The organism is Kluyvera huaxiensis (genome assembly GCF_040149365.1).
GTDB classification, from domain to species: Bacteria; Pseudomonadota; Gammaproteobacteria; order Enterobacterales; family Enterobacteriaceae; genus Kluyvera; species Kluyvera intermedia_A.
The window spans coordinates 171,447-196,150 of the sequence record NZ_JBEFLV010000005.1 but is presented as its reverse complement, the minus strand read 5'-3'; the positions used below and the strand labels follow the sequence as shown (position 1 = coordinate 196,150).

Sequence of the window (24,704 nt, the reverse complement as noted above, 5' to 3'; positions counted from 1 at the left end):
CAAAACGGCATTATTGCATATTTTGTCGCCGGGGCGAGTCGCGTCAGGAAGTGCGCGCTGATTTATTGGGCCAGAAAATGGTAATCACCCCGCCCACAATCAGCACCACGCCCAGCAGCCCGCGCCAGGAGAACGGCTCATGCCAGCCGGGTAGCCAAATCGCCGCCAGCCACACCACCATATAGCTCAAACTCAGTAACGCATACGCCTTCGCCAGCGGCAGGCGCTTCAACGCGAAGAACCAGCAGGCCATCGACGCTACATAGCCCAGCAGCCCCAACAGCAGCGCCAGCGTTCCGTCACCGAAGTGCAGCAGATGCAGCCCCAGAACCCACGGTTGCTCCGCTGACGGCAGCGTGGTCATGGCCGTACGCAGCGTCAACTGCGCAGCGCTCACCAGCGCAACGCTCATTAATGCCCATAACAGACCCATCAGACGCTGCTCCCCAATAGCATGATGCCCATAATAATCAGCGCCACACCCGCCCAGTGACGACGGCTTACCGGTTCATGCCAAATGATTCGCGCGGCCAGCGTCACCCAAACAAAGTTCAGGCTGAGCATTGGATAGGCCACGCTGACCGGGATCTGCTGCAATACCAGCAGCCACAACAGCATTCCCAGCCCGAGCAGCGCCAGCGCTAGCCCAAGCCAGGTAAGCAAGTGGCGTCCGCGTCGCCCTTGTGGGGCGGGACGAGTCGCTTGTTTTTGGCACAGCTGCCCGGCGCAGCTCAATAGGCTGGCGAGCAGCAAGCAGGCCCAGACAATCATTGCGGACGATACTGAATAAAGACAGTTCGGCCCATCACATACACCTCATCCGGTTTTGGCAGCGGTAGATCCGCCAGTTGTACGTTGCGCGACAGTAGCAGCACCAATGAGATTGGGCCTTCCTGACGGTGTGCCGCCAGCCACTGCGGGAAATCATCGCTTGAGAGATAGCGGTCTTTGGCGTCAGGATATGAAAGGCCATATTTCAGTTCCCCCTGCTGACCATACAGCATCACATCGCTGCGCTTAAGCTCCCACGCCAGCCCTGCGGCCACCCCGACGCTGTTGCTCAGCACGTAGCGGCTCGGTGCCAGCGACTCGCTCACGATGTCGACCAGGAACTGCGGCTGCTTGCTGTCGGTTACGCGGTCGGGAATCGCAAAGCCTACCAGCAGCGCGAGTCCCAGCGGGCAGAGCGCAGCCAGCGTCCAGCGCTGGGTTCCGGGTTTTATCGACAACCAACCCATCAGTGCCCAGATAAAGAACGCCACCGCCGCCAGCACGCATTTATACAACTCGATTTGCATCCACACCGGGTGCTTCATCGGCCCCCACGGCGAAACAACCGCCACGGCTATCAGGCCCACAACGCCGAAGACGATGTTGATAATACCGTTAACCCGCAGCGCTTTGGTGCTGGTTTTTGCCGCCTCCACCGCATAGCGCGCCATCAGCATTGCCAGCGGCGCAAAGCACGGCAGAATGTAGGTTGGCAGCTTGCCTTTGGCGATACTAAAGAACAGGAACGGCATGACAACCCAGCCCAACAGATACCACGCCCCGCCCTGTCCTTCACGCTCGCGCCAGCCGCGTTTGAGCGCTCCCGGCAGTAACGCCAGCCACGGTAAGCTTCCGGCGATCAGGAACGGGATGTAGTACCAGAACGGCGCTTTGTGTTGGGCATCGCTCTGGGCGAAACGCTGAATATGCTCCACCCAGAAGAAATAGCGCCAGAAATCACCTTCACGTTCAGCAATCGCCAGCCCCCACGGCAATACCGTCAGTACGCAAACCAGCACTGACAGCCAGCCCCAAATCAGCACTTCCCGCCAGCGTTTTTGGGCAATCACCCACGGCAGCACGCCAATCACCGGCACCGCCAGCGCGAGGAAACCTTTGGTCATCACCCCCATCCCGCAGGCAACGCCGAGCAGCACGTAGCCCCAGAATCGCTGACCGGTTGTTTCAGCCGACGCTGCCAGCCAAAAGCTGGCCATCGCCATGGTCATCCACAGGGTGATCATCGGGTCGAGAACCGCGTAGGTGCCTATCCCGTAAACCAGGAACGCGGTTAAAAAAATCACGCCGGAGAGCAGCGCTACCTTGCGGTCACGCCAGATTTTCCACGCCAGCCAGACCACCAGCAGCGCGGAAACGGTAATGGAGAACACCACGCCAAAGCGGACAGCAAAGTTGTTGTGGCCAAACAGCCACTGGCCGATGCTGTTAATCCAGTAACCGGCAATCGGCTTTTCAAAATAGCGTAACCCCAGGAAATGAGGGACAACCCAATCGCCGGTTGCCAACATTTCACGGCTTATCTCCGCATAGCGGGTTTCATCCGGCTGCCACAGCAGCCGGAAGTTGAGTGGAACCAGGTAATACAGCACGAACAATGCAACTAACGAAATTCCGTAGCGAAGGGATTTCATACATCGGGGCTCAAAAGTTGTTGGCAACCAAGCCAGCCTTCACGACCGGCAATCTCTCCACGCACCACTTTCCCAACCGGCAGTTGACTAAAGTCATCCGGCAGAAGCTGGCTCAATGGGCAAAAATGAATTTCCTGCTGGGCGGCCAGAGTCAACAAATGGTCGAATTGCTCGGCACAAACGCCGCCTTCAACCTCCGCATGAATGGTATAAACCGGCGTGCCGCTATCGAGACGAATTTTCTCCAACAGCCAGCGGTTAAAACCTTCGGCGCTGACAACGGTGCCCACCGCTTCATCCCAGGTCGGCAGCGTCACGGGGATTTGCACCGTGGCAAGTTCACCGTTGCTCAACTGCGGGCGAAACGGCTGCGTGCCGCGACAGTCGCTGTTGTAGTGAAAATCAAACGACTCTTTGGCCTTCACCACCCGCTGATCGGCGCGCCAGCCGGCTACCGCCGAACAGGAAACCGGACGCCCGAGAATAGACTCCAGTTCACGCAGACCGCGACCAATTTCCTCCACCAGCGGCTGCTCTTTCCACACGCCGCTCCATTGCTGCCAGCGGTGGTGATCCCAGGCATGCAGTCCGACTTCATGTACCTGCGCCACGTTGCGGATAATCTCAGCGTTAGCCGTGCCAATACGACGGCCAGGCCAGGCGGTACCCGCCAGCAGAATATCCCAGCCATACAGCGATGCCGCGCGCGAGCGCAGCATCTTCCACAAGAACTTCGGTTTTACCAGGCGCCATAAATGGCGCCCCATATTATCCGGCCCGACGCTGAAGAAAAAACTGGCCTGGACGCGGTGCTTTTTTAGCACCGACATCAGCCGGGGAACCCCTTCACGCGTACCGCGAAAGGTATCCACATCAACGCGCAAACCTACTTTTTTCATGATGGTTTTTCGTCCGTCAGTTCCACCGTACGCAGGAAGAAGTCCAGCGTCTCTTCTACCGTCTGCTGCATCTCAACGGTTGGCTGCCAGTCGAGACAGCGTTTCGCGTTGCGGATGCTCGGCTTACGGTGTTCAACGTCCTGATAACCCTTACCATAATAGTCGCTGCTTTCCACTTCACGGAAACCGGCAAACGGTGGGAAGCGGTCACGCAGAGGGTGGCGCTCGAAGCAATCCAGCAGCATTTCCGCCAGCTCTTTGATGCTCGCTTCGTTTTCCGGATTACCAATGTTGATGATCTGCCCATCGCAGCGGCCATCTTTGTTTTCGATAACGCGGAACAACGCTTCGATACCGTCGCTGATGTCGGTGAAGCAACGCTTCTGCTTACCGCCTTCAATCAGCTTAATCGGCGAGCCTTCGACCAGGTTAAGAATCAACTGGGTGATGGCGCGTGAGCTACCGATACGCGCGGCGTTCAGGTTATCAAGACGTGGCCCCATCCAGTTAAACGGACGGAACAGCGTAAACTTGAGGCCGGTTTTATCGCCATAGGCCCAGATCACGCGATCCAACAGCTGTTTGGAAACCGAGTAGATCCAGCGCTGCTTGTTGATAGGCCCCACCACCAGGTTCGAGGTATCTTCATCGAAGTTGGCGTCGGTACACATGCCGTACACTTCAGAAGTCGACGGGAAGATGATGCGTTTGTTGTACTTCACGCAGTCGCGAATAATCTTCAGGTTCTCTTCGAAGTCCAGCTCGAACACGCGCAGCGGGTTGCGGGTGTATTCAATTGGCGTGGCAATCGCCACCAGCGGCAGCACCACGTCGCATTTCTTAATGTGATATTCAATCCACTCGGAGTGAATGCTGATATCGCCTTCCACAAAGTGGAAGCGCGGGCAGTCGAGGAAGCGGCTGATGGCGTCGGAGCCAATATCCAGACCGTAGATTTCGTAGTTATCATCCTGCAACAGGCGCTCGGTCAGGTGATTACCGATAAAGCCGTTGACCCCCAGAATCAGCACGCGGGTACGGCGTTTAACCGCGGTAAACGGACGGCTGGAGAGCAGCGCACCGGCGACCAGGCCCAGCGCCGGTGCCAGCTGTGCACCCTGCATGTACACGCCGTTGGCGCTCTGACCGGTGACGATTTCCAGCGCGCCTTCACCACAGGCGACAACCAGCGGCGCAACGGAAAGTACGGTGCCCGGTTTCGCCGCAGGCAAGTCGGTGCGTACGCGAGATTTCCAGACGATAAACTTACTGGTGCCCACGAAACCAAACGCGCCCGGCCACGGGTCGCTCACCGCGCGAACCAGGTTGTGCAGCGTCTGCGCCGGTTTTTCCCACTCCAGACGACCATCTTCCGGAGTACGGCGGCCCACATAGGTGGCCTGAGAATCATCCTGCGCGCGCTCCTGTGCCTGACCGCTGCGGATTTTCGGCAGCGCATCGCCCAGCAGCATCTGGGAGGCAGAACAGAGTTTACGATGCAGCGACAGCGCCACATCAGAGTCAGCAATCGCCACGGACTGCTGGGCAACGATATCGCCCGCGTCGGCGCGCGAAGTCATGCGATGCAGAGTCACGCCGGTTTCATTCTCACCGTTGACCAGTACCCAGTTCAGCGGCGCACGGCCACGGTATTTCGGCAGCAGCGAACCGTGCAGGTTGAATGCGCCTTTCGGGGCCAGCTTGAGGATCTCGTCGCTCAGCAGATTTCGGTAGTAGAAAGAGAAAATGACTTCTGGAGACATCGCACGAATGCGGTCAACCCACAGCGGGTGGTTAACATCTTCAGGGGCATAGACAGTAATTCCTTGTTCAGCCGCCAGACGGGCAACGGAACCGAAGAAATTATTTTCACCGGCGTTATCCGGGTGAGTGAAGATCGCCTCGATGTCGTATCCGGCGTCCAGCAGTGCCTGAATACCGGTGCAACCCATGTCGTGATAGGCAAATACAACAGCTTTCATTAACGATTTTCCTCTTCAGACACCAGGCTTTCCTGGCGTACAACACGTTGAATAAAGTAGCGGGGACGGGCGCGCACATCGTTGTAGATACGGCCGATATATTCCCCAAGTAGCCCCATACCAATGAACTGGGCACCGATAAACATGAACAGAATGGCAAAGAGCATGAACACGCCGTCGCCCGCCCATTCCGCGCCGAGTACCAGACGCAGTACCACCAGCAGGATGGAGAAGGCAAAACCGAGGGCGGCGATAATGCTGCCGACCACGCTCAACAGACGCAGCGGCGTGGTGGTCAAACAGGTCACCAGGTCGTACATCAGGTTAATCAGGCGCATAAAGCTGTATTTCGAGTCGCCGAACTCACGCTCGGCGTGGTGCACCGGGATCTCCACGGCGCGACGGGCAAAGGTATTTGCCAGAATAGGAATAAAAGTGCTGCGTTCGTGGCAGTTGAGCATCGCGTCGATAATGTGGCGACGATAGGCGCGCAGCATGCAGCCGTAATCACCCATCGCTTTACCGGTAGTACGCTGGATCAGGCGGTTAATCATCTTCGACGCGGTTTTACGGAACACACTGTCCTGGCGGTTTTGCCGTACGGTACCGACCACGTCATAACCTTCGTTGGCTTTCTCTACCAGACGCGGGATCTCTTCCGGCGGGTTTTGCAGGTCAGCATCAAGGGTAATAATCAGATCGCCCGTCACGTGGCTGAACCCGGCCATAATCGCCGAGTGCTGACCATAGTTACGGTTGAGCAGCACCGCCACCACGTGGCTGTCAGGGGCTTCGGCGGCGGCAACCAGCATCTGCGCCGAGTCGTCAACGCTGCCATCATCCACTAGCAGGATTTCATATTCGCAATCCAACAGGGCACAGGCTTCGTCGGTGCGGCGAATCAGCTCCGGCAGGCTCTCCTGCTCGTTGTACACCGGGATCACCACGGAAACTTTTTTAACTTTCGGGTATTCAAACATATCAACGTCCTACGAGCTGATGGAGCGCCGTAATCACGCGAGTGGCGTCGTCATCGGTCATATCCGGGAAAAGAGGGATCGAGCAGATACGCGCGCTGTTCCATTCGGTATTCGGCAGCGACAGGTCAGGAAAACGCTCGCGGTAATATTTTTGCGTGTGTGCTGCGCGGAAATGCAGCCCGGTGCCGATGCCTTTGGCCTTCAGTTGTTCCATCAACGCATCGCGGCTAATACCGCAGCGCTGCTCATCAACGCGGATAATGAAAAGATGCCAGGCGTGCAGATGCGACCAGGCCGGAACGGCCAGCGGCTGGAAAGGCGTGTCGGCCAACTCTTTGGTATAGCGCGTTGCTATCTCGCTACGGCGCTGATTGGCCTGACCGAGTTTCCCCAGTTGCACCAATGCCAGCGCGGCGTTGATATCCGCCAGGTTGTACTTAAAGCCCGGGCTGATAACTTCCGCCTGCGGGGCGCGGCCAAGAGTCTGGCGGTCATAGGCATCCACGCCCAGGCCGTGGAACTTCAGGCTACGAATACGGTTCGCCAGTTGTTCATCGTCGGTGACAATCAACCCACCTTCAGCACAGGTCATATTCTTGATAGCGTGGAACGAGAAAATCGCCGTCCCCTGCCAGCCAACGTGACGATTTTTGTAGTAGGTGCCAGCGGCGTGCGCGGCATCTTCAATCAACGGAATACCGCGGCGGTCGGCAACGGCACGAATGCCATCGATATCAGCAGGTGCGCCGGCATAATGCACCGGGATAATCGCCTTCGTGCGCGGGGTGATCGCCGCTTCAACGGCTTCCGGGGTGATCATCAGGTTGTCAGGATCGACGTCGATCATCACCGGCGTCGCCCCCAGCAGGACGATCATATTGAGGGTGGAAACCCAGGTTTGGGATGGGGTAATCACTTCATCGCCGGGGCCAATGCCCATCGCCATCAGCGTTACGTGCATCCCACCGGTAGCGGAGCTGACGGCGATAGAAAAACGGTTCCCCGTTAAGGCGCAGAACGCCTCTTCCAGCGCCTGGTTTTTTGGCCCGGTGGTGATCCAACCGGATTGCAGCACCTCTTTGAGCGCCGCGAACTCCGCCTCGCCCATGGAGGGGCGGGAAAACGGCAGAAAATCACTCATGAATGTTCCTTACCCTATTACCTAAAATGAGCACGCCTGAACAGTGAATAAAACCCAACGACAGTTGTTTTGTTAAAATCAGGAATGAATAGACATGATATTTAAACCGGCAACATTCGATTGCGGTAAAAGTAACAGTGTTATCTTAGGATAAGATTAAGAAATGTGGGCGGGTTGAGACAATAAATGAGAAATAAACGAAATTAATTGTTTATCAATTGATTACGGAAGTTTAATGATGAAAATAAAGCGCCCAGCTTACATGCTAACTGAGCGCGAAATCACATTATTCAACGCTATCTAAACGAGAATTTTATTTAGTGACTAAATTAACCTTCGTTGCATATTAGTGTAATAAATAATGCATATAGCTGAACTTAACAATTAACGTAAATTAGCAGGAAAATCTTTTGGTAATTCACTCGCCGCGCAGTTAATTACGCTATCGTTATTGGCACCACAGTCGCGAACAAAGGTGATTGTGGCAAATTCATCAATCACTTCCGTTGGATAAGCGGGCCCCGCATCACGATAGGCGTTCATCAGCGGGATGTGGTCATTCTGGAAGCACACCGTTTTTTCTGGATTATTCATCACCCAGCGCGGGAAGAAGATCGTGCCGTGGAACAGTTTATCGCCCAGATTCACAATCAGGCTAACGTCGGTACCGGTCGGCTCAGTCCAGGAAATTTTGTAGATGCTTTCGCCAACTCGCACGATGTACGCCTGCTGATCTTTCACCCACCGATTCGCCACAATACCGCTGTGAATACGGTAATCCAGAGTACTGCCGTTTTTAACGTAAATTTCGTAGTTCCAGCCATTATCGTAGGTATAGACCAGATGTTTGCCAACGAAACCGCTCAAATCATGTTTATCAAAGTTGCTCATAATGAAATCTCCTTGTGTCGATGCAGAGATCTTATTGCTTTAAAAAGCGAATGAATAACGCTATGTTTTAATAAAATTCATCTAATTATTAAATCAATTATGCATAGGACGACGCTGGAACAATGGGCTTTACTGGAGAACGTGGTCGAGCTAGGTAGCTTTGCTAAAGCCGCAGAGCATACCAACCGTAGCCAGTCGTCGGTGAGCTACAACCTGGCGCTGTTACAGGAGCGACTGGGAGTGGCGCTGTTGGTCGCAGAAGGTCGGCGGGCGGTATTAACACCAGCGGGCGAACTGCTGCTGGGTCAGGTAAAACCGCTGCTGAAAGCCTTTACTCGGGTTGAAAGCCGCGCCGCCACGCTGCGCGAGGGGATGCGTACCCGGCTGGATCTGGTGGTCGACAGCATCTTCCCTCGCCAGCGGCTGTTCGCCATACTGCGTCAGTTTCAGCAGCGCTACCCGCAAACCCAGATACGCCTGACGGAAGTGCTGGAGAACGCCAACGATAATGACGTCGCGCAGAGCGAGGCGGATGTGATGGTGTTGACGCGTCGTCAGGACATCACCGGACGCGGCGAATGGCTAATGAATATCGATTTTGTCGCCGTGGCCCATCGCGCCCACCCTTTATTTAGTCATCCAGGGCCGCTCAACGATGAGCTTCTGCGCGCCTGGCCGCTGATCCGCATTGCTGAGAGCGACCATGACCGTCAGGCGGGTCGTGATGCATGGACCTTCTCCACCATTGATGCCGCAATCGATGCGGTGATGTATCAGGTAGGTTACGGCTGGCTGCCAGAGGAGAGAATTGCGCAGGAGCTAGCCCAAGGGACGTTAAAACTTTTGCCGCTGAGCCACGGCGTCAGGCGCGCCACGCCGCTGCATCTGATCGTCAAACAGGATTTGGCCCCGCTCGACGAACAGGTCGAAATGCTGCTGGCGCTGTTTAGCCAGCAGGAGAGATAAGGCGGTTATTCAGCCAGCGCCTGCGCGCAGGCCCAGGCGCTCGACCACGCCCACTGGAAGTTGTAGCCGCCCAGCCAGCCGGTCACGTCCATCACTTCGCCAATAAAATACAGGCCCGGTGCTTTCTTCGCTTCCATGGTGCGCGAGGAAAGCTCGTTGGTATCGACACCACCGAGGGTCACTTCCGCCGTGCGGTAGCCTTCGGTGCCGTTGGGCTGCACGCGCCAGTTTGTCAGCGTCTCTACCAGCGTTTGCTGCTCACGAACGTTGAGCTGTTTTAGCGTCACGTCGGGGATCTGACCAAGCTGTTGCAGGCATTCCACCAAACGTTTTGGCAGCTGCATCGCCAGGGTATTCTTCAGACTCTGGTTAGGGTGTTCAGTCCGCTGCGTATCGAGGAAGTCTGCGAGATCAACATCTGGCAGCAGGTTAATGCTGACAAACTCGCCCGCCTGCCAATAGCTGGAGATTTGCAGGACTGCCGGACCAGAAAGCCCGCGGTGAGTGAAAAGCAGACTTTCACGGAATAGCGTGCCGTCCTGAGCGGTAATCGTCGACGGTACAGAGACGCCCGACAGCACCTGGAATTGTTCCAGCATCGGTTTGTGCAGCGTAAATGGTACCAGCCCTGCGCGGGTTGGCAGCACCTTCAGACCAAACTGCTCTGCAATTTTATAACCGAATGGCGAAGCACCCAGACCCGGCATCGACAGGCCGCCGCTGGCGATAACCAGTTTATCTGCCGCCACCGCGTCGCCGTTAAGCTGCAGGGTATAGCCCGTTTCATCCTGAGTGACGCTAAGAATTTCGCTGCGCAGGCGGGTGGTCACGTTGCCTTTTTCACACTCGGCGACCAGCATTGCGACAATCTGCTCGGCAGAGTCATCGCAGAACAATTGCCCCAGCGTCTTTTCATGCCAGGCAATGTCGTGCTTACCGACCATGTCGATAAAGTCCCACTGGGTGTAACGCGCAAGCGCAGATTTGCAAAAATGCGGGTTTTGGCTGAGATAGGCCGCGGGTTCGACATAAAGGTTAGTGAAATTGCAACGACCACCGCCGGACATAAGGATTTTACGCCCAGGTTTTTTACCGTTATCCAGCAGCAAAACGCGACGCCCCGCCTGCCCGGCCATGGCTGCACAAAACATTCCTGCCGCTCCGGCACCCACTACAATGGCATCAAACCTTTCCACGCACTATCCTCAACATAGGTATTGTCGGGAAGTGTAAATTTTTCATGGATGTCATACCAGTGAAATATCCACAAACCCGACTTATCTGATTGATACAATAGAAATAATTATTTGCATTCACTGACAAGGCGCAGATAATTATCAAAAAAAATAGAGATTTCACTTTGCCCGCGCTGCCAAAGTCCCTGATAATGCCGCGCGTTCATGACCTCAAAATGGCGTAACGTCCTATGTTACATTTGTTCGCTGGCCTGGATTTACATACCGGGCTGTTGTTAGTTTTGGCACTTGTGTTTGTTCTTTTCTATGAAGCCATTAACGGCTTCCATGATACGGCTAACGCGGTTGCCACCGTGATTTATACTCGTGCCATGCGCTCGCAGCTTGCGGTTGCAATGGCAGCAATCTTTAACTTCCTCGGCGTTCTGTTGGGCGGTCTGAGTGTAGCCTATGCGATTGTGCATATGTTGCCGACGGATCTTCTGCTCAATATGGGCTCCGCGCACGGCCTCGCCATGGTCTTTTCCATGCTGCTGGCTGCTATCATCTGGAACCTCGGCACCTGGTACTTCGGTCTGCCTGCGTCCAGTTCCCACACGCTGATTGGCGCTATCATCGGTATTGGTTTAACCAATGCGCTGATGACCGGCACGTCAGTGGTTGATGCCCTCAACATCCCGAAAGTGATTAACATTTTCGCGTCGTTGATCATCTCGCCAATTGTGGGTCTGGTCGTCGCTGGCGGTCTGATTTTCCTGCTGCGCCGTTACTGGAGCGGTACCAAAAAACGCGCCCGTATCCACCTGACTCCTGCTGAACGTGAAAAGAAAGACGGTAAGAAAAAGCCGCCATTCTGGACGCGTATTGCTCTGATCCTGTCTGCGATTGGCGTGGCATTCTCCCACGGTGCCAACGACGGTCAGAAAGGCATTGGTCTGGTGATGTTGGTGCTGATTGGCGTTGCCCCGGCTGGTTTCGTGGTCAATATGAATGCTTCCGGTTACGAAATTACCCGTACCCGTGATGCAGTCAACAACGTTGAAACCTTCTTCCAACAGCGCCCTGAGCTGCTGCAGAAAGTGGCCGACAACGCTGAGAAATTGACGCCGGAAGCCATGGCTGCGGTGGAATTCCACTGTCATCCAGCGAATACCATCAACGCGCTTGACCGCACCAAAGCGATGCTGACCAACATCGAAAGCTACGATAAGCTCTCCGTTGAACAGCGTGGCCAGCTGCGCCGCATTATGCTTTGCATCTCTGATACCACCGATAAAGTGGCGAAGATGCCGGAAGTGAATGCCGACGACCAGCGTCTGCTGAAAAAGCTGAAAACCGACATGCTGAGCACCATTGAGTACGCTCCGGTGTGGATTATCATGGCCGTCGCGCTGGCATTAGGCATCGGTACGATGATCGGCTGGCGTCGCGTGGCAACCACTATCGGTGAGAAGATCGGTAAGAAAGGGATGACCTACGCACAGGGTATGGCGGCGCAGATGACCTCTGCTGTCTCCATCGGTCTGGCAAGCTATACCGGGATGCCGGTATCAACAACCCACGTACTGTCGTCCTCCGTGGCGGGTACCATGGTGGTTGACGGCGGTGGTCTGCAAAGAAAAACCGTGACCAACATCCTGATGGCCTGGGTATTCACCTTACCGGCATCAATTCTGCTGTCTGGTGTGCTGTACTGGCTGTCTCTGAAGCTTATCTAAGCGTCAGAAACAAAGAGAAACGGGTCAGGAAACTGGCCCGTTTTTTTTTGCTTAGTGCCAAATCATCAGGCCAATCAAGCTAATCACCACCAGCCCACACAGGGAACTGGTCAAAATGAACTGCCGACGCACCCGTTCGCAGCGACGGATAAACTCGTCGTCGTGATGATCGCGGTAGCGCTGTCCGTAAATGTACCAGACCAGGCGCACCTGCTTGCCAGGCTGGCCGTGGGAGGTAAAGAAACCACCGCCATCAACGTACTGATAGAGCAAGGGATCGCAACCACGTAGTACAACCAATAACGCACGCAATGATGAAAAGTAACGTGCCATATTTACAACACAAACGATACACAGGGCCCAAAACAGCGCAATCGTGCTGATCATAACGCCTCCCCGGCGACCAGTCCCCGAAGACATCTCCAGGAACATACCGCTTCCCCATATCCAACCATCGGCTCAGTATAAGAGTGAGATACCGATCACGTTTAAATATTCGATCGGCTCATTTAATAGTGTAGGAGATCCGTTAAATTTTTTACCACAAGGTTAATCGTTATCAATACGTAGAATAGAAAAATTTGTTTAACTAATTGGTGAACCGGATGCATTGACGGCGCCTGAAGGCCAAGATAAGGTAGAAATATCTACTACAATTAGGTCTTTAATGGCTACCCCGCGCATGTTGCACGCAGGACGCGGGCAAGGGACAGCGTATGGGCTGTCTGGTCCAACAGTCATCGACAACTTTATGGAAGGAGTAACACCATGGCTTACAAACACATTCTCATTGCCGTCGACCTTTCACCAGAAAGCAAAGTGCTGGTCGAGAAAGCGGTATCTATGGCTCGCCCTTACAATGCCAAAGTCTCTCTGATTCACGTTGATGTGAACTATTCAGACCTGTACACCGGTCTTATCGACGTTAATCTGGGCGATATGCAAAAACGTATCTCGGAAGAAACTCACCACGCATTGAGCGAGCTGTCCACTGGCGCTGGCTATCCAATCACCGAAACCCTGAGCGGCAGCGGCGACCTGGGTCAGGTACTGGTTGATGCCATTAAGAAATACGATATGGATCTGGTTGTTTGCGGTCATCACCAGGATTTCTGGAGCAAACTGATGTCGTCAGCACGTCAGCTGATCAACACCGTCCACGTCGATATGCTGATTGTTCCGCTGCGCGACGACGAAGAAGAATAATACGCTTCGTACATGATGCTAACGCCCGCTTTTGCGGGCGTTTTTATTTCTCACCCTTGCTTGCGTCCGGCAATCCATTCCTGTACTTCCACCACGAAGGTGTCCGGTGCTTTACGGTACATTTTGCGCGCCAGATCGAGAATCGTATGCTGACCCAACGCCTCTTCCATACGCTGCTGCGCCATATCCATCACTGAACGCACGCCGCAAATGCCTTCACAGGCCCACTCCGGCGGCTGCTCATCAAAAACGGCTAAGCGCTGACGAATTTCACGACACTCAAAAATACGCTTATCGCCGTCAATCGCATTGGCCACATCAAGTACCGTAATATGCTCGGCAGGTTTCGCCAGTTGGAAGCCGCCGCCCTTGCCCTCAATGCTGCGCACCAGCCCGGCCTTTGACAAACGAGTAAATATTTTAGCCAGATAGTCGTAGGGCACGCTTTGCAGCTCGGCGATTTCACGCACGCTCATATCGCGGGCATCACCTTTGCTGTCCACCATACACATCAAGCTATGAATGCCGTACTCAACCCCAGAACTGTAGAATGCCATACTCTTATCTCAGCTAAAATCAATCTGAGTTAATTGTATCTTTTTCGGCTTAAAGATTCCAGATGGTCAACATTACGCCCGAAAAAATAAAAATATTATTAGTTAAATATCAATAATATAACCACATAAAACTCGGCTAATTTGTTATTAAATGTGGATCCGCATTGCAATTCTTAACTACGACAAATAAAATCCGAGTAAATAATTCGTAGTCACCAGTGAGAAAAACCCAATGCGTAAACAAATTCTGATCGTCGGCGCTGGCTTTGCCGGTATGTGGGCAGCTCTGAGCGCCGCGCGTCTGACGGAGCTAAATAAGCAATCTATTGATATTACGGTGATTGCGCCACAGCCCGAGCTGCGCGTGCGTCCACGTTTCTATGAAAGCGCCGTCCAGACGCTGGTTGCCCCGCTGCAGCCGCTGTTCGATGTCACCGGCGTTAACTTCCTGCGCGGCACCGTCGAGCAAATTCTTCCCGCCTCCAAAGAGGTGAGCTGGAAAGATGACAACGGTGAAGTCCGCCTGCATCGCTACGACCGCCTGGTTCTGGCCAGCGGCAGCCACGTCAACCGCGGTATGGTTGCGGGAGCCGCAGAGCACGCCTTCGATCTCGACCAGTTGGAAAGCGCCAGCGTACTGGAGCAACACCTGCAGGATCTGGCCCAGCAACCGGAAAGCGAAGCACGCAACACCGTCGTCGTCTGCGGCGGCGGCTTCACCGGGATTGAAATGGCGCTGGAGCTTCCGGGCCGTCTACATGAAATCCTGGGTGCCGATGCTAAGACCAGAGTTGTCGTAGTTGAACGCGGCACCCAGCCGGGTGGTCGCTGGAGCAAAGAGCTGCGCGACGTGATTATCGAAGCCTCTGCCGAGCTGGGCGTCGAGTGGCTGGTGAATGCGGAAGTCGAAAGCGTTGACGCTTCCGGCGTGACGCTAAAAGACGGTCAGGTTATCACGTCACAGACGGTTATCTGGACGGTTGGCGTTCAGGCGAGCGGCCTGACTTCGCAGATTGACGCGCCGCGCGACCGCCAGGGGCGTCTGCACGTGGACAGCAATCTTCAGGTGCTGGGCCATGACGATATCTTTGCCACCGGCGACGTGGCCTACGCGGCCACCGATGACAAAGGCAACCATGCGCTGATGACCTGTCAGCATGCGATTTTGCTGGGTAAATTTGCCGGTAACAATGCGGCGGCGAGCCTGCTTGACGTCGAGCCTCTGCCATATCGTCAGGAGATGTATGTCACCTGTCTGGATCTGGGCGCATGGGGTGCGGTGTACTCTGAAGGCTGGGATCAGCAGGTTAAACTGACGCGCGAAGAAGCGAAAAAGCTGAAAGTGTCGATTGTTAGCGAGCTGATTTATCCGCCGAAAGCGGAAAGAAAGGCGGCGTTTGACATGGCGGATCCGTACGCACCGTTTGTTTAAGGGGTAATGGCGCTTGCTGTTGCCCTCACCCCAGCCCTCTCCCACAGGGAGAGGGAGCATAACGAATGCAGCCCACAACCCGTTCTGAACGATCCCCTCTCCCCTGTGGGGAGAGGGAGCATAACGAACCCAGCCCACAACCCGTTCTGAACGATCCCCTCTCCCCTGTGGGGAGAGGGTTAGGGTGAGGGGAAATTCACTCCGCCGTCCCGGCATAAATATCAAAGCGATGCCCTTTGGTCACCACCGCATTCGGCGTGGCTACCTCCGCCAGCGGTGGCGCATAGTCCGGGCGCTTCACCACTACCCGTTTGGTCGCAAGCAATCGCGCTGGCTCCAATAACCCATCGGCATCCAAATCCGGCCCCACCAGCGACTGAAACACGCGCATCTCTTTCTTCACCAGCGCGCTTTTCTGCTTATGCGGGAACATCGGGTCGAGATACACCACCTGCGGGCGCGGCGTGATATCGGTTAACGCCGTCAGACTGGAGGCGTGAATGAGCTGTAGGCGCTCCTGCAACCAGCCGCCGATTTCCGGGTCAGCGTAGCCGCGCGCCAGACCATCATCGAGCAGCGCCGCCACAACCGGGTTACGTTCCAGCATCCGCACGCGGCAGCCAACTGACGCCAGCACGAACGCATCACGTCCTAACCCCGCCGTGGCATCCACCACATCCGGCAAATAGTCGCCTTTGACGCCAACGGCTTTCGCCACCGCTTCACCGCGACCACCACCAAACTTACGCCGGTGCGCCATCGCGCCGCCGACAAAATCGACAAAGATGCCGCCAAGTTTTGGCTCATCGCGTTTGCGTAGTTCCAGATGTTCTGGCGTCATCACCAGCGCCATCAGATTGTCATCGTCCTGTTCCAGCCCCCAGCGGGCGGCAAGAACAGATAAGGCGCCGTCTCCGGCGCCCGTTTCATCTATTAAGCAGATCTTCACGCGAATAATCAGCCTTTAATCCCGTAATGCGCCAGCATCGCGTCGAGCTGAGGTTCACGGCCACGGAAGCGTTTGAACAGCGCCATTGGCTCTTCAGAACCGCCGCGGGTCAGAATGTTATCGAGGAACGACTGACCGGTTTCACGGTTGAAGATGCCTTCCTCTTCAAAGCGGGAGAAGGCGTCTGCCGCCAGCACGTCGGCCCACAGATAGCTGTAGTAACCCGCCGCGTAGCCACCGGCAAAGATGTGGCTGAAGGCGTGCGGGAAGCGGCCCCAGCTTGGGCCTGGTACCACGGCAACCTGCTTTTTAATCTCGGCCAGCGTCTCGAGAATTTTCGCCCCCTGCTGCGGGCTGAATTCAGCGTGCAGACGGAAGTCGAACAGGCCAAACTCCAGCTGACGCAGAATGAACAGCGCCGCCTGGTAGTTTTTCGCCGCCAGCATTTTATCCAGCAGCTCTTTCGGCAGCGGTTCACCGGTTTCATAGTGGCCGGAGATAAACGCCAGCGCTTCCGGCTCCCAGCACCAGTTTTCCATAAACTGGCTTGGCAGCTCAACGGCATCCCACGGTACCCCGCTAATGCCGGACACGCCTGCGGTTTCAATGCGGGTCAGCATATGGTGCAGACCGTGACCAAATTCGTGGAACAAGGTGATCACTTCATCGTGGGTAAACAGCGCCGGTTTGCCGCTGACCGGACGGTTGAAGTTACAGGTCAGGTAGGCGACCGGTTTTTGCAGCGTGCCATCCAGCTTGCGCATCTGCCCCACGCAGTCATCCATCCACGCCCCGCCGCGTTTGTGTTCGCGAGCGTACAGGTCAAGATAGAAGCTGCCGCGCAGTTCGTTGTGCTCATCGTACAGCTCGAAGAAGCGCACTTCCGGGCTCCAGACGTCCACGTCGGTACGCTCTTTGGCGGTGATACCGTAAATGCGTTTTACCACTTCAAACAGGCCGTTAACGGCTTTGTTTTCCGGGAAGTATGGGCGCAGCTGCTCATCGCTGATGCTGTACAGATGCTGTTTCTGTTTTTCGCTGTAGTAGGCGATATCCCACGGCTGCAGGTCATCGACGCCAAATTCAGCTTTAGCGAAGGCGCGCAGCTGGGCCAGCTCTTTTTCACCCTGCGGACGAGCGCGTTTCGCCAAGTCGGTCAGGAAGTCGAGCACCTGCTGCGGATTCTCGGCCATTTTGGTGGCCAGAGATTTAAAGGCATAGCTTTCAAAGCCCAGCAGCTGTGCCAGCTCGTGGCGCAGCGCGAGGATCTCTGCCATCACCGGGCTGTTGTCCCATTTACCGGCGTTCGGCCCCTGATCGGAAGCACGAGTCGAGTAGGCGCGGTACAGCTCTTCACGCAGCGCCTGATTGTCGCAGTAGGTCATCACCGGCAGGTAGCTTGGGATATCCAGCGTCAGCAGATAACCTTCCTGCTCTTTGGCTTCAGCCTGAGCTTTAGCCGCGGCCAGCGCGCTCTCCGGCATGCCAGCCAGTTCGGACTCATCGGTCACCAGCTTGGTCCAGCCCATGGTCGCGTCGAGCACGTTGTTGCTGTAGAGGTTGCCAAGTTCAGACAGACGAGTGGCGATTTCACCGTAGCGCTGCTGTTTCTCTTTCGGCAGACCAATACCGGACAGTTCAAAATCACGCAGTGCATTATCCACCGCTTTCTTCTGCGCCACGCTCAGCGTCGCATAGTTATCGCCATCGCGCAGGTCGCGGTAGGCTTTGTACAGCCCTTCATGCTGCCCAACCCAGGTGCTGTACTCAGACAGCAGCGGCAGCGTCTGCTCATAGGCTTCACGCAGCTCCGGGCTGTTTTTAACCGAGTTCAGGTGGCTAATCGGCGAGAAGATACGCCCCAGCACATCGTCCACTTCCGCCAGCGGCTGGCAGAGGTTTTCCCAGCTATACGGCGCCCCTTGTGCGACGACACGTTCCACATTTTCACGGCAGTCGTTCAGCGCCTTGGTGACGGCAGGAACAACGTGCTCTGGCTGAATCTGGGAAAACGGCGGCAGCTCGAAGGGGGTCAGTAATGGATTGGTCATATGCGCAGTCCTGGTCTAAGAAAGAAATGAAGCGCTCAACGGCGCTTTAGCGATAGATCTAGAATGGGGGATAGTTGGGGGAATTTCAATGATAGTGGCTACTCATTTCACCCACGTTGTAGAAGAGACCGACCGCCGCGATAGCCAGCAAAATCAGCGATGAAAGCCGTTCAAGTAGACGGTGATGCCGCCCGGGCAGCCACTGCGTCACCGCCAGAATGTACAGCGATAGCACCAGCACATCAAAAACCGTCCACACCAGCGATAGCGTCACCATGCTGAGGGTAAAATCATCGGTGACGGCGATAAACTGGGGGAAGAGCGCGACGAAAAACAGAATATCTTTCGGGTTGGCAATCCCGGTCAGAAAGCCTTTGATGACGCCGCCGCGATGGTTCGCTGTCCCGCGAGGTCGAGCCTGAGTCATTAAACTGCTCACGGCGCTCCAGCCTATGTATAACGACCCAGCAATGCCCAGTAGGGAAAGGTAAACCGGGGCGATCGCAACCACTCCCAGCAGCATCAACATCGCCAGCAGCATCAGCGCCAGCGATGCCGAATTGGTGCCCACTAGCGTGGCAAACGCACGACGTCGGCCATCGCGCGCGGCGGTTGCGGTAATCAACGCCACCACCGGGCCTGGGGTGGCAAGCAACACTAAAACCGCCAACACATAGGCCGTCAGCAGGGGAAAATTCATCCGGATAATCCTTCAATTTGACAAATAATATCCGTCATTATTGGCGGGGGAGCGCCCGTTGAAAAACGTAAAAAACTGCGCTTCAATGTGAGTAAAACTCACAATAGATAATCATCATGCCTCTACCGCCGCTATATGCCCTGCGCGCTTTTGAAGCCGCTGCCCGCTTAGGCTCGTTCAGTAAAGCCGCTGAATTGCTCAACGTCACACCCGGTGCCGTCAGCCGTCATATCCGCACGCTGGAGCAGTGGTTTGACTGCGAGCTTTTTCGTCGCCACGGGCCGCGCGTGGAAATTTCCGCGACTGGACAAGTGCTGGCCGCCCAGCTCGGTGAGGGGTTTCACAGCCTGGAGCTCGCCTGTGATGCATTTGCCCGGCGGCGTCGGGAGCTGCGCCTAAAAGCCCCTTCCACGCTCACGCTGCGCTGGCTATTGGCGGCGTTAAAGAACCACCCGACGCCGCCGGTCGAGCTGGCGAGCGTCTGGATGGATACCGATAGCGTGGACTTTAAGCGTGAACCTTACGATTGCGCGATTTTGCTCGGCAACGGGCATTTTGGCCCGGACACCGAAAGCCGCCTGCTGTTTGATGAGTGGCTGGTACCAATCTGCGCGCCAACGCTCGTCGCTAAAGCGCGTCACGACATTGCAGGCTGTGAGTTGATTCACCCCTCCCCCGACCGTCGAGACTGGCGGCGCTGGCTCAAGCGAACGCAGCAGCACGACGCCCTCAATACCGCACACGGAAAAGTGTTCGATACCCTTGAACATGGCTATCTGGCGGCCATCGGCGGCCACGGCGTGTCGGTTGGGGATTTGCTGTTAAGTCTTGAAGCCATTGCCAGCGGCCTGCTGGCGCTGCCATTTCGCGAGGCGGTGGCGACGGGCGACGGCTACTGGCTGGTGTGGCCGAAGGGGACACCCCACGCACCGACCATCCATGCGTTGTATCAGGGGTTAAAACAGGCGATACCGCAGCCGGTACCGCCCTCGCTGAGCTATCTACGCTAGATTAGTGCGCTTTTTTCGCCATCTGATAAGCCGCTGGCAGGTTCACGCGCTGCCAGAACTGCTGATCGGCAGTCGCCCCGGAGAGCGGATAGCCCGCCGGGAGCGCGGTTTTCACCATCAACGCGCGGCGCTGGGCGGCTGACAGGTTTGGTAGTGCGGCTTCGAGCAGCACTTCCGCCCCATCCGGTACATTCAGAACCTGCTTTTCACCTTTTTGCTGCGGCAAATCGTAGGTCATGGTGAAGCGATAGAAATCCCGCATCGCCGGGTCGCGATACGGGTCATCTTTGCCCGCCGTTTTCGCACATTCGGCAAGCGTTGTACCGCACTCTTTTTCCAGCGCCGTGCGCAGCTGATCGCGCGCTTCATTAAACAGCGCGCGGTATTTTGCATCGTTCAGGTAGTGGGCCACATTGCGCTCTGCCACCATGCGAGAGCCCATCACATCCAGCGGATAGTGCACGCCAAGCACAATGCGCGAATAACCGTAGCGTGCACCGCGGGTGACCAGCGCATCGAATCGCTCGGGGATCATCTGCGCCATCAGCAGCGCATCGGTATAGCCGGTATTGGTGTGACCGCTGGGGAATGAGCCAGCGTCGGCGGAGTAAGGATGGTTATCCTTAACTACCACGTCATCCGGCACCAGGTGAATGGTATTGCCCTGGATAAGGAATGGCCGCGGGTTGTTGAAGTGTTTTTTCGCCGCCCCCGTGCTTACCTCTGAAGCTTTAATCAGTGCCGCCGCTTTGCTCAATTCCCCTTTGTCGTAGGCGGTGATAAACGCTTTCCCCAGACGCGGCCCCATCGCGTCGCTAAGGAAATAGAGATAGTTAATGCCTTCGGCATCGGCCAGCGCCTGATGGCGCGCGCTCTGGCTGGCATCGCGGTTAATGTCGGTGACCGTCGCCAGATTCTGCTTCACCACCGTTTCCGGCAGCGTGCTGAAAGCCGAGAGCAGTTCGATTCCCGCCTGTTGATTGGCTTTAGCCTGGAAATCATAGCCGCTGGCTTTGAGCCAGGCTTTGTCGGCCTGAGTTTTACTCTGTTTCACCTTCTCCAGTTGGTCGCGCGTGAGGGTGGCAGCAGAACCTTTTAGCGCCGCACGCAGCGCGGTGAGCGACTGGCCTTCCAGCGCATCAAATGCCGGACGCTCCGCCGTCGGCGTGACGGTGTTGGCGATTGCCCCCGCCTGAGACACCGAAACGTCTTTTGCCAGTACCGGCAGCGCCAGCACCAGCGCCGATGCCAATAGCGTGATTTGCAGTTTCATTATTTTTCCTTTTATTCAAACAATTACCTTGCCTGCCGTTGACGCTAATCCTGCTGCTTGACGTTTTTATGACACCGTCATGTTTTGCAACATAAATGCCACAATGGAAACGTCGTCGCGGTACAGCGGTAATCTGTACGGATCTGCGGTAAACTGTGGGTTATCTTGTTTAATTCCCGGAATCTCTGCATCCATGCTCAGTTATCGCCACAGCTTTCACGCTGGCAACCACGCCGACGTCCTAAAACATACCGTTCAGAGTCTGATCATTGAATCACTCAAAGAGAAAGAAAAACCATTTCTTTATCTGGACACCCACGCCGGTGCAGGCCGCTATCAGCTGAGCGGCGAGCACGCCGAGCGCACCGGTGAATACCTCGAAGGCATCTCGCGTATCTGGCAGCAAGACGATCTGCCCGAAGAACTGAAGCCGTATATCTCCGTGCTGGAGCACTTCAACCGTAGCGGCCAGCTGCGCTACTACCCAGGCTCACCGCTGATTGCCCGCCAGCTGCTGCGCGAGCAGGACAGCCTGCAGATGACCGAACTGCACCCAAGCGATTTCCCGCTGCTGCGCTCTGAGTTCCAGAAAGACAATCGTGCGCGTGTGGAAAAAGCCGATGGCTACCAGCAGCTTAAATCCAAACTGCCACCGGCTTCTCGTCGCGGCCTGATCCTTATCGATCCGCCGTACGAAATTAAAAGCGACTATCAGGCGGTAGTTGCCGGTATTCACGAAGGCTACAAACGTTTTGCTACCGGCACCTACGCACTGTGGTATCCCGTGGTGCTGCGCGCGCAGATCAAGCGCATGATTAAAGATCTCGAAGCCACCGGCATTCGTAAAATCCTGCAGATCGAACTGGCGGTTCGTCCCGACAGCGATCAGCGCGGCATGACCGCTTCCGGGATGATTGTTATCAACCCGCCGTGGAAGCTCGAAGCGCAGATGAACAACGTTCTGCCGTGGCTGCACAGCAAACTGGTACCGACCGGTATCGGCCATACGCTGGTCAACTGGATTGTGCCGGAGTAATCGCAGACATCGGTGGAACCTATTAATTTCAGGTATACAATCGCGAGTATTTTGACGGTGGGCATGACGCTCACCCGTCCGACATTGAACGTTTGAGGAGCGGCCATGACCAAACATTACGACTACATCGCCATCGGCGGCGGCAGCGGCGGTATCGCCTCGATTAACCGTGCGGCCATGTATGGCCAGAAGTGCGCATTGATTGAAGCCAAAGACCTTGGCGGTACCTGCGTCAACGTCGGTTGCGTACCGAAGAAAGTGATGTGGCATGCCGCGCAAATTCGCGAAGCAATCCATCTGTATGGCCCGGATTACGGTTTCGACGCCACCATCAATAACTTCGACTGGGACCGTCTTATCGCCAGCCGTACCGCCTACATCGACCGTATTCATACCTCCTACGACAACGTACTGGGTAAGAACAAGGTCGACGTGATTAAAGGCTTTGCGCGTTTTGTCGATGCGAAAACCATCGAAGTGAACGGCGAAACGATCACCGCCGATCATATTCTGATCGCCACCGGCGGTCGTCCTAGCCACCCGAACATTCCAGGCGTCGAGTTCGGTATCGACTCCAACGGTTTCTTCGAGCTGCCCGCGTTGCCAAAACGCGTTGCGGTGGTTGGCGCAGGCTACATTGCCGTTGAGCTGGCAGGCGTGATTAATGGCCTGGGCTCGGAGACCCACCTGTTCGTGCGTAAACACGCGCCGCTGCGCAGCTTTGATCCGCTGATCGTTGAAACGCTGGTCGAAGTGATGAACGCTGAAGGCCCGCAGCTGCACACCAACGCCATTCCAAAAGCCGTGGTGAAGAATGCCGATGGCAGCCTGACCCTGGAGCTGGAAGATGGCCGCAGCCAGACCGTCGATTGCCTGATCTGGGCAATTGGTCGTGAACCGGCTACCGATGATTTCAATTTGTCGGTAACGGGCGTGAAAACCAACGATAAAGGCTACATCGTGGTGGATAAATTCCAGAACACCAACGTGCCCGGAATTTATGCGGTTGGCGATAACACCGGTGCCGTCGAGCTGACGCCGGTCGCCGTCGCGGCGGGCCGTCGTCTGTCAGAACGCCTGTTTAACAACAAGCCGGATGAGCACCTGGACTACAGCAATATTCCGACCGTGGTCTTCAGCCACCCGCCAATTGGCACCGTTGGTTTAACCGAGCCACAGGCGCGTGAGCAGTACGGTGACGACGCCGTGAAGGTGTATAAATCCTCCTTCACCGCCATGTATACCGCCGTGACCTCGCACCGTCAGCCGTGTCGTATGAAGCTGGTTTGCGTCGGTCCGGAAGAGAAGATTGTCGGCATTCACGGTATCGGCTTCGGGATGGATGAAATGCTGCAAGGCTTCGCCGTGGCGCTGAAAATGGGCGCGACCAAAAAAGACTTCGACAATACCGTCGCCATTCACCCAACGGCGTCAGAAGAATTCGTCACGATGCGTTAATTCAGCGCAACGCGGTGAGACGAAAAAGCCAGACCTGAGTCTGGCTTTTTTATATCTGCTATCTGCCGGTAAGGGTTATCAGAAGCGCCAGCTCAAACCGGTTAACAGAGTAAAGCTATCGTCTCTATCAACCATCGGACTGTTTTTGACCTCGTCCGGCAACACGCTGTAGGACGCATTCGCCAGCAGCACCAGGTTTCGGGTGAGCGGATATTTCAGCGTTAATCCTGCGTACGGCATCCAGCTGCTTCCCGGCGACCAATGAGACAAACCGCTACGCTGTGACTCTGCGCCCGAGACGCCGTAGTAGTAACGGTTAAAACTTGCGTCGTAGTAATAGACCCCCAGCGCAGGCGTAATCGACAATTTACCAACGGGCATCACGCGGAAATAGGTCAACTCCCCTACCCAGCCATTGCTGTTATCCAGAATATCCGCCGCCGCTGACAGCTTCAGACTGCCCCACTGCTCATGGTGATACCACGCGGCGCCAGCCATCGCCGTGCTCTCGCGCTTATCCAGCATCTTCATATCGCGGTCATCGTTTTCCGACGGGTCAAACGTCAGCGGCATCCACGAAGCCGTCAGGCTCAATTCATCGCGTTTATCTTTAAATAAGGCATAACCTAACGTGGTCTGGCGAATATAAAATGAGTCGCTTTCATAATTCCCGATAGGAACCACGTGTGTATTTTTATTATATCCCCGATAAGCCGATTCATTATATATTACTGCAGCACCGAGAGATAACTCCGTTGCTGCGGCATTACCGATAAAAGACAGCGCCAGAAGCAGCGTGGCATTACGCTTAATTGACATTCCTGTTGTTCCAACCT

At 55.6% G+C, this 24,704-nt stretch carries 23 protein-coding genes; 7 read left to right on the top strand and 16 right to left on the bottom strand.

From position 1 onward, the window contains the following. Positions 1 to 43: 43 nt before the first annotated feature. From arnF to ABOC97_RS07650, 8 genes are all read right to left on the bottom strand, one after another. The gene (arnF, locus tag ABOC97_RS07685; RefSeq protein ID WP_349595945.1) at positions 44 to 433 is read right to left on the bottom strand and encodes a 4-amino-4-deoxy-L-arabinose-phosphoundecaprenol flippase subunit ArnF; all 390 of its coding nucleotides are present in this window, start codon (positions 431 to 433) and stop codon (positions 44 to 46) included. Next, the gene (arnE, locus tag ABOC97_RS07680; RefSeq protein ID WP_349595942.1) at positions 433 to 771 is read right to left on the bottom strand and encodes a 4-amino-4-deoxy-L-arabinose-phosphoundecaprenol flippase subunit ArnE; all 339 of its coding nucleotides are present in this window, start codon (positions 769 to 771) and stop codon (positions 433 to 435) included. The genes arnF and arnE overlap by 1 nt, the downstream gene beginning before the upstream one ends. After that, complete coding sequence (gene arnT, locus ABOC97_RS07675) at positions 768 to 2,423, bottom strand: lipid IV(A) 4-amino-4-deoxy-L-arabinosyltransferase (RefSeq protein WP_349595939.1); 1,656 nt, start codon at positions 2,421 to 2,423, stop codon at positions 768 to 770. The genes arnE and arnT overlap by 4 nt, the downstream gene beginning before the upstream one ends. Further along, positions 2,420 to 3,322 carry a 4-deoxy-4-formamido-L-arabinose-phosphoundecaprenol deformylase gene (gene arnD / locus ABOC97_RS07670; RefSeq protein WP_349595936.1) on the bottom strand — a complete coding sequence of 301 codons (903 nt, stop codon included), beginning with the start codon at positions 3,320 to 3,322 and terminating at the stop codon, positions 2,420 to 2,422. Before arnD ends, arnT begins: the two co-directional genes overlap by 4 nt. Next, positions 3,319 to 5,304 (bottom strand): bifunctional UDP-4-amino-4-deoxy-L-arabinose formyltransferase/UDP-glucuronic acid oxidase ArnA, encoded by a 1,986-nt coding sequence (gene arnA / locus ABOC97_RS07665; protein WP_349595933.1) that lies wholly within the window; start codon positions 5,302 to 5,304, stop codon positions 3,319 to 3,321. The genes arnD and arnA overlap by 4 nt, the downstream gene beginning before the upstream one ends. Next, complete coding sequence (gene arnC / locus ABOC97_RS07660) at positions 5,304 to 6,284, bottom strand: undecaprenyl-phosphate 4-deoxy-4-formamido-L-arabinose transferase (protein WP_349595930.1); 981 nt, start codon at positions 6,282 to 6,284, stop codon at positions 5,304 to 5,306. Before arnC ends, arnA begins: the two co-directional genes overlap by 1 nt. A gap of 1 nt (position 6,285) precedes the next feature. Next, positions 6,286 to 7,425, bottom strand: coding sequence for a UDP-4-amino-4-deoxy-L-arabinose aminotransferase (arnB, locus tag ABOC97_RS07655; protein WP_349595927.1), 1,140 nt, complete (start codon positions 7,423 to 7,425; stop codon positions 6,286 to 6,288). Between the two features lie 384 nt (positions 7,426 to 7,809). Further along, complete coding sequence (locus tag ABOC97_RS07650) at positions 7,810 to 8,319, bottom strand: phenolic acid decarboxylase (protein ID WP_349596058.1); 510 nt, start codon at positions 8,317 to 8,319, stop codon at positions 7,810 to 7,812. Between the two features lie 96 nt (positions 8,320 to 8,415). On the opposite strand from ABOC97_RS07650, the gene ABOC97_RS07645 reads away from it, so the two are divergent. Further along, positions 8,416 to 9,282, top strand: coding sequence for a LysR family transcriptional regulator (locus ABOC97_RS07645; RefSeq protein WP_349595924.1), 867 nt, complete (start codon positions 8,416 to 8,418; stop codon positions 9,280 to 9,282). A gap of 5 nt (positions 9,283 to 9,287) precedes the next feature. Here ABOC97_RS07645 and ABOC97_RS07640 read toward each other — a convergent pair whose 3' ends face one another. Then, complete coding sequence (locus ABOC97_RS07640) at positions 9,288 to 10,478, bottom strand: BaiN/RdsA family NAD(P)/FAD-dependent oxidoreductase (protein WP_349595921.1); 1,191 nt, start codon at positions 10,476 to 10,478, stop codon at positions 9,288 to 9,290. A gap of 230 nt (positions 10,479 to 10,708) precedes the next feature. Here ABOC97_RS07640 and pitA point away from each other — a divergent pair, with 230 nt between their 5' ends. Beyond that, on the top strand, positions 10,709 to 12,196 hold the full coding sequence (pitA, locus tag ABOC97_RS07635; protein WP_349595918.1) for an inorganic phosphate transporter PitA: 1,488 nt from the start codon (positions 10,709 to 10,711) through the stop codon (positions 12,194 to 12,196). A gap of 51 nt (positions 12,197 to 12,247) precedes the next feature. On the opposite strand, the gene uspB is transcribed toward pitA, so the two are convergent. Continuing rightward, complete coding sequence (gene uspB, locus ABOC97_RS07630) at positions 12,248 to 12,583, bottom strand: universal stress protein UspB (protein WP_234504439.1); 336 nt, start codon at positions 12,581 to 12,583, stop codon at positions 12,248 to 12,250. Positions 12,584 to 12,964: 381 nt separating this feature from the next. Here uspB and uspA point away from each other — a divergent pair, with 381 nt between their 5' ends. After that, a complete protein-coding gene (gene uspA, locus ABOC97_RS07625) occupies positions 12,965 to 13,402 on the top strand; it encodes a universal stress protein UspA (protein WP_035894835.1) in 438 nt (145 codons plus the stop codon). 50 nt (positions 13,403 to 13,452) lie between these two features. Here the strand turns inward: uspA and ABOC97_RS07620 are convergent, their stop codons facing one another. Next, positions 13,453 to 13,959, bottom strand: a complete 507-nt coding sequence (locus ABOC97_RS07620) for an RrF2 family transcriptional regulator (RefSeq protein ID WP_234504441.1) — start codon at positions 13,957 to 13,959, stop codon at positions 13,453 to 13,455. Positions 13,960 to 14,191: 232 nt separating this feature from the next. On the opposite strand from ABOC97_RS07620, the gene ABOC97_RS07615 reads away from it, so the two are divergent. Beyond that, positions 14,192 to 15,391 carry an NAD(P)/FAD-dependent oxidoreductase gene (locus tag ABOC97_RS07615; RefSeq protein WP_349595913.1) on the top strand — a complete coding sequence of 400 codons (1,200 nt, stop codon included), beginning with the start codon at positions 14,192 to 14,194 and terminating at the stop codon, positions 15,389 to 15,391. A 196-nt stretch (positions 15,392 to 15,587) separates the two neighbouring features. On the opposite strand, the gene rsmJ is transcribed toward ABOC97_RS07615, so the two are convergent. From rsmJ to ABOC97_RS07600, 3 genes are all read right to left on the bottom strand, one after another. Next, positions 15,588 to 16,340: a 16S rRNA (guanine(1516)-N(2))-methyltransferase RsmJ gene (gene rsmJ / locus ABOC97_RS07610; RefSeq protein WP_349595910.1), complete on the bottom strand. Its 753-nt coding sequence runs from the start codon at positions 16,338 to 16,340 to the stop codon at positions 15,588 to 15,590. An 8-nt stretch (positions 16,341 to 16,348) separates the two neighbouring features. Next, on the bottom strand, positions 16,349 to 18,391 hold the full coding sequence (prlC, locus tag ABOC97_RS07605) for an oligopeptidase A (RefSeq protein ID WP_349595907.1): 2,043 nt from the start codon (positions 18,389 to 18,391) through the stop codon (positions 16,349 to 16,351). An 85-nt stretch (positions 18,392 to 18,476) separates the two neighbouring features. Further along, positions 18,477 to 19,091: a LysE family translocator gene (locus ABOC97_RS07600; protein WP_349595904.1), complete on the bottom strand. Its 615-nt coding sequence runs from the start codon at positions 19,089 to 19,091 to the stop codon at positions 18,477 to 18,479. Positions 19,092 to 19,207: 116 nt separating this feature from the next. On the opposite strand from ABOC97_RS07600, the gene ABOC97_RS07595 reads away from it, so the two are divergent. After that, entirely contained in the window at positions 19,208 to 20,101 is an 894-nt protein-coding gene (locus tag ABOC97_RS07595; protein ID WP_349595901.1) for a LysR family transcriptional regulator, read from the top strand. A gap of 1 nt (position 20,102) precedes the next feature. On the opposite strand, the gene ABOC97_RS07590 is transcribed toward ABOC97_RS07595, so the two are convergent. After that, positions 20,103 to 21,374, bottom strand: coding sequence for an acid phosphatase (locus ABOC97_RS07590; RefSeq protein WP_349595898.1), 1,272 nt, complete (start codon positions 21,372 to 21,374; stop codon positions 20,103 to 20,105). Between the two features lie 193 nt (positions 21,375 to 21,567). Between ABOC97_RS07590 and ABOC97_RS07585 the strand changes: the two genes are divergently transcribed. Then, on the top strand, positions 21,568 to 22,410 hold the full coding sequence (locus ABOC97_RS07585) for a 23S rRNA (adenine(2030)-N(6))-methyltransferase RlmJ (protein ID WP_061282626.1): 843 nt from the start codon (positions 21,568 to 21,570) through the stop codon (positions 22,408 to 22,410). A 105-nt stretch (positions 22,411 to 22,515) separates the two neighbouring features. After that, positions 22,516 to 23,868, top strand: a complete 1,353-nt coding sequence (gorA, locus tag ABOC97_RS07580) for a glutathione-disulfide reductase (RefSeq protein ID WP_349595895.1) — start codon at positions 22,516 to 22,518, stop codon at positions 23,866 to 23,868. Positions 23,869 to 23,946: 78 nt separating this feature from the next. Here gorA and ABOC97_RS07575 read toward each other — a convergent pair whose 3' ends face one another. Then, positions 23,947 to 24,687, bottom strand: a complete 741-nt coding sequence (locus ABOC97_RS07575; protein WP_349595892.1) for a MipA/OmpV family protein — start codon at positions 24,685 to 24,687, stop codon at positions 23,947 to 23,949. Positions 24,688 to 24,704 lie beyond the last annotated feature (17 nt).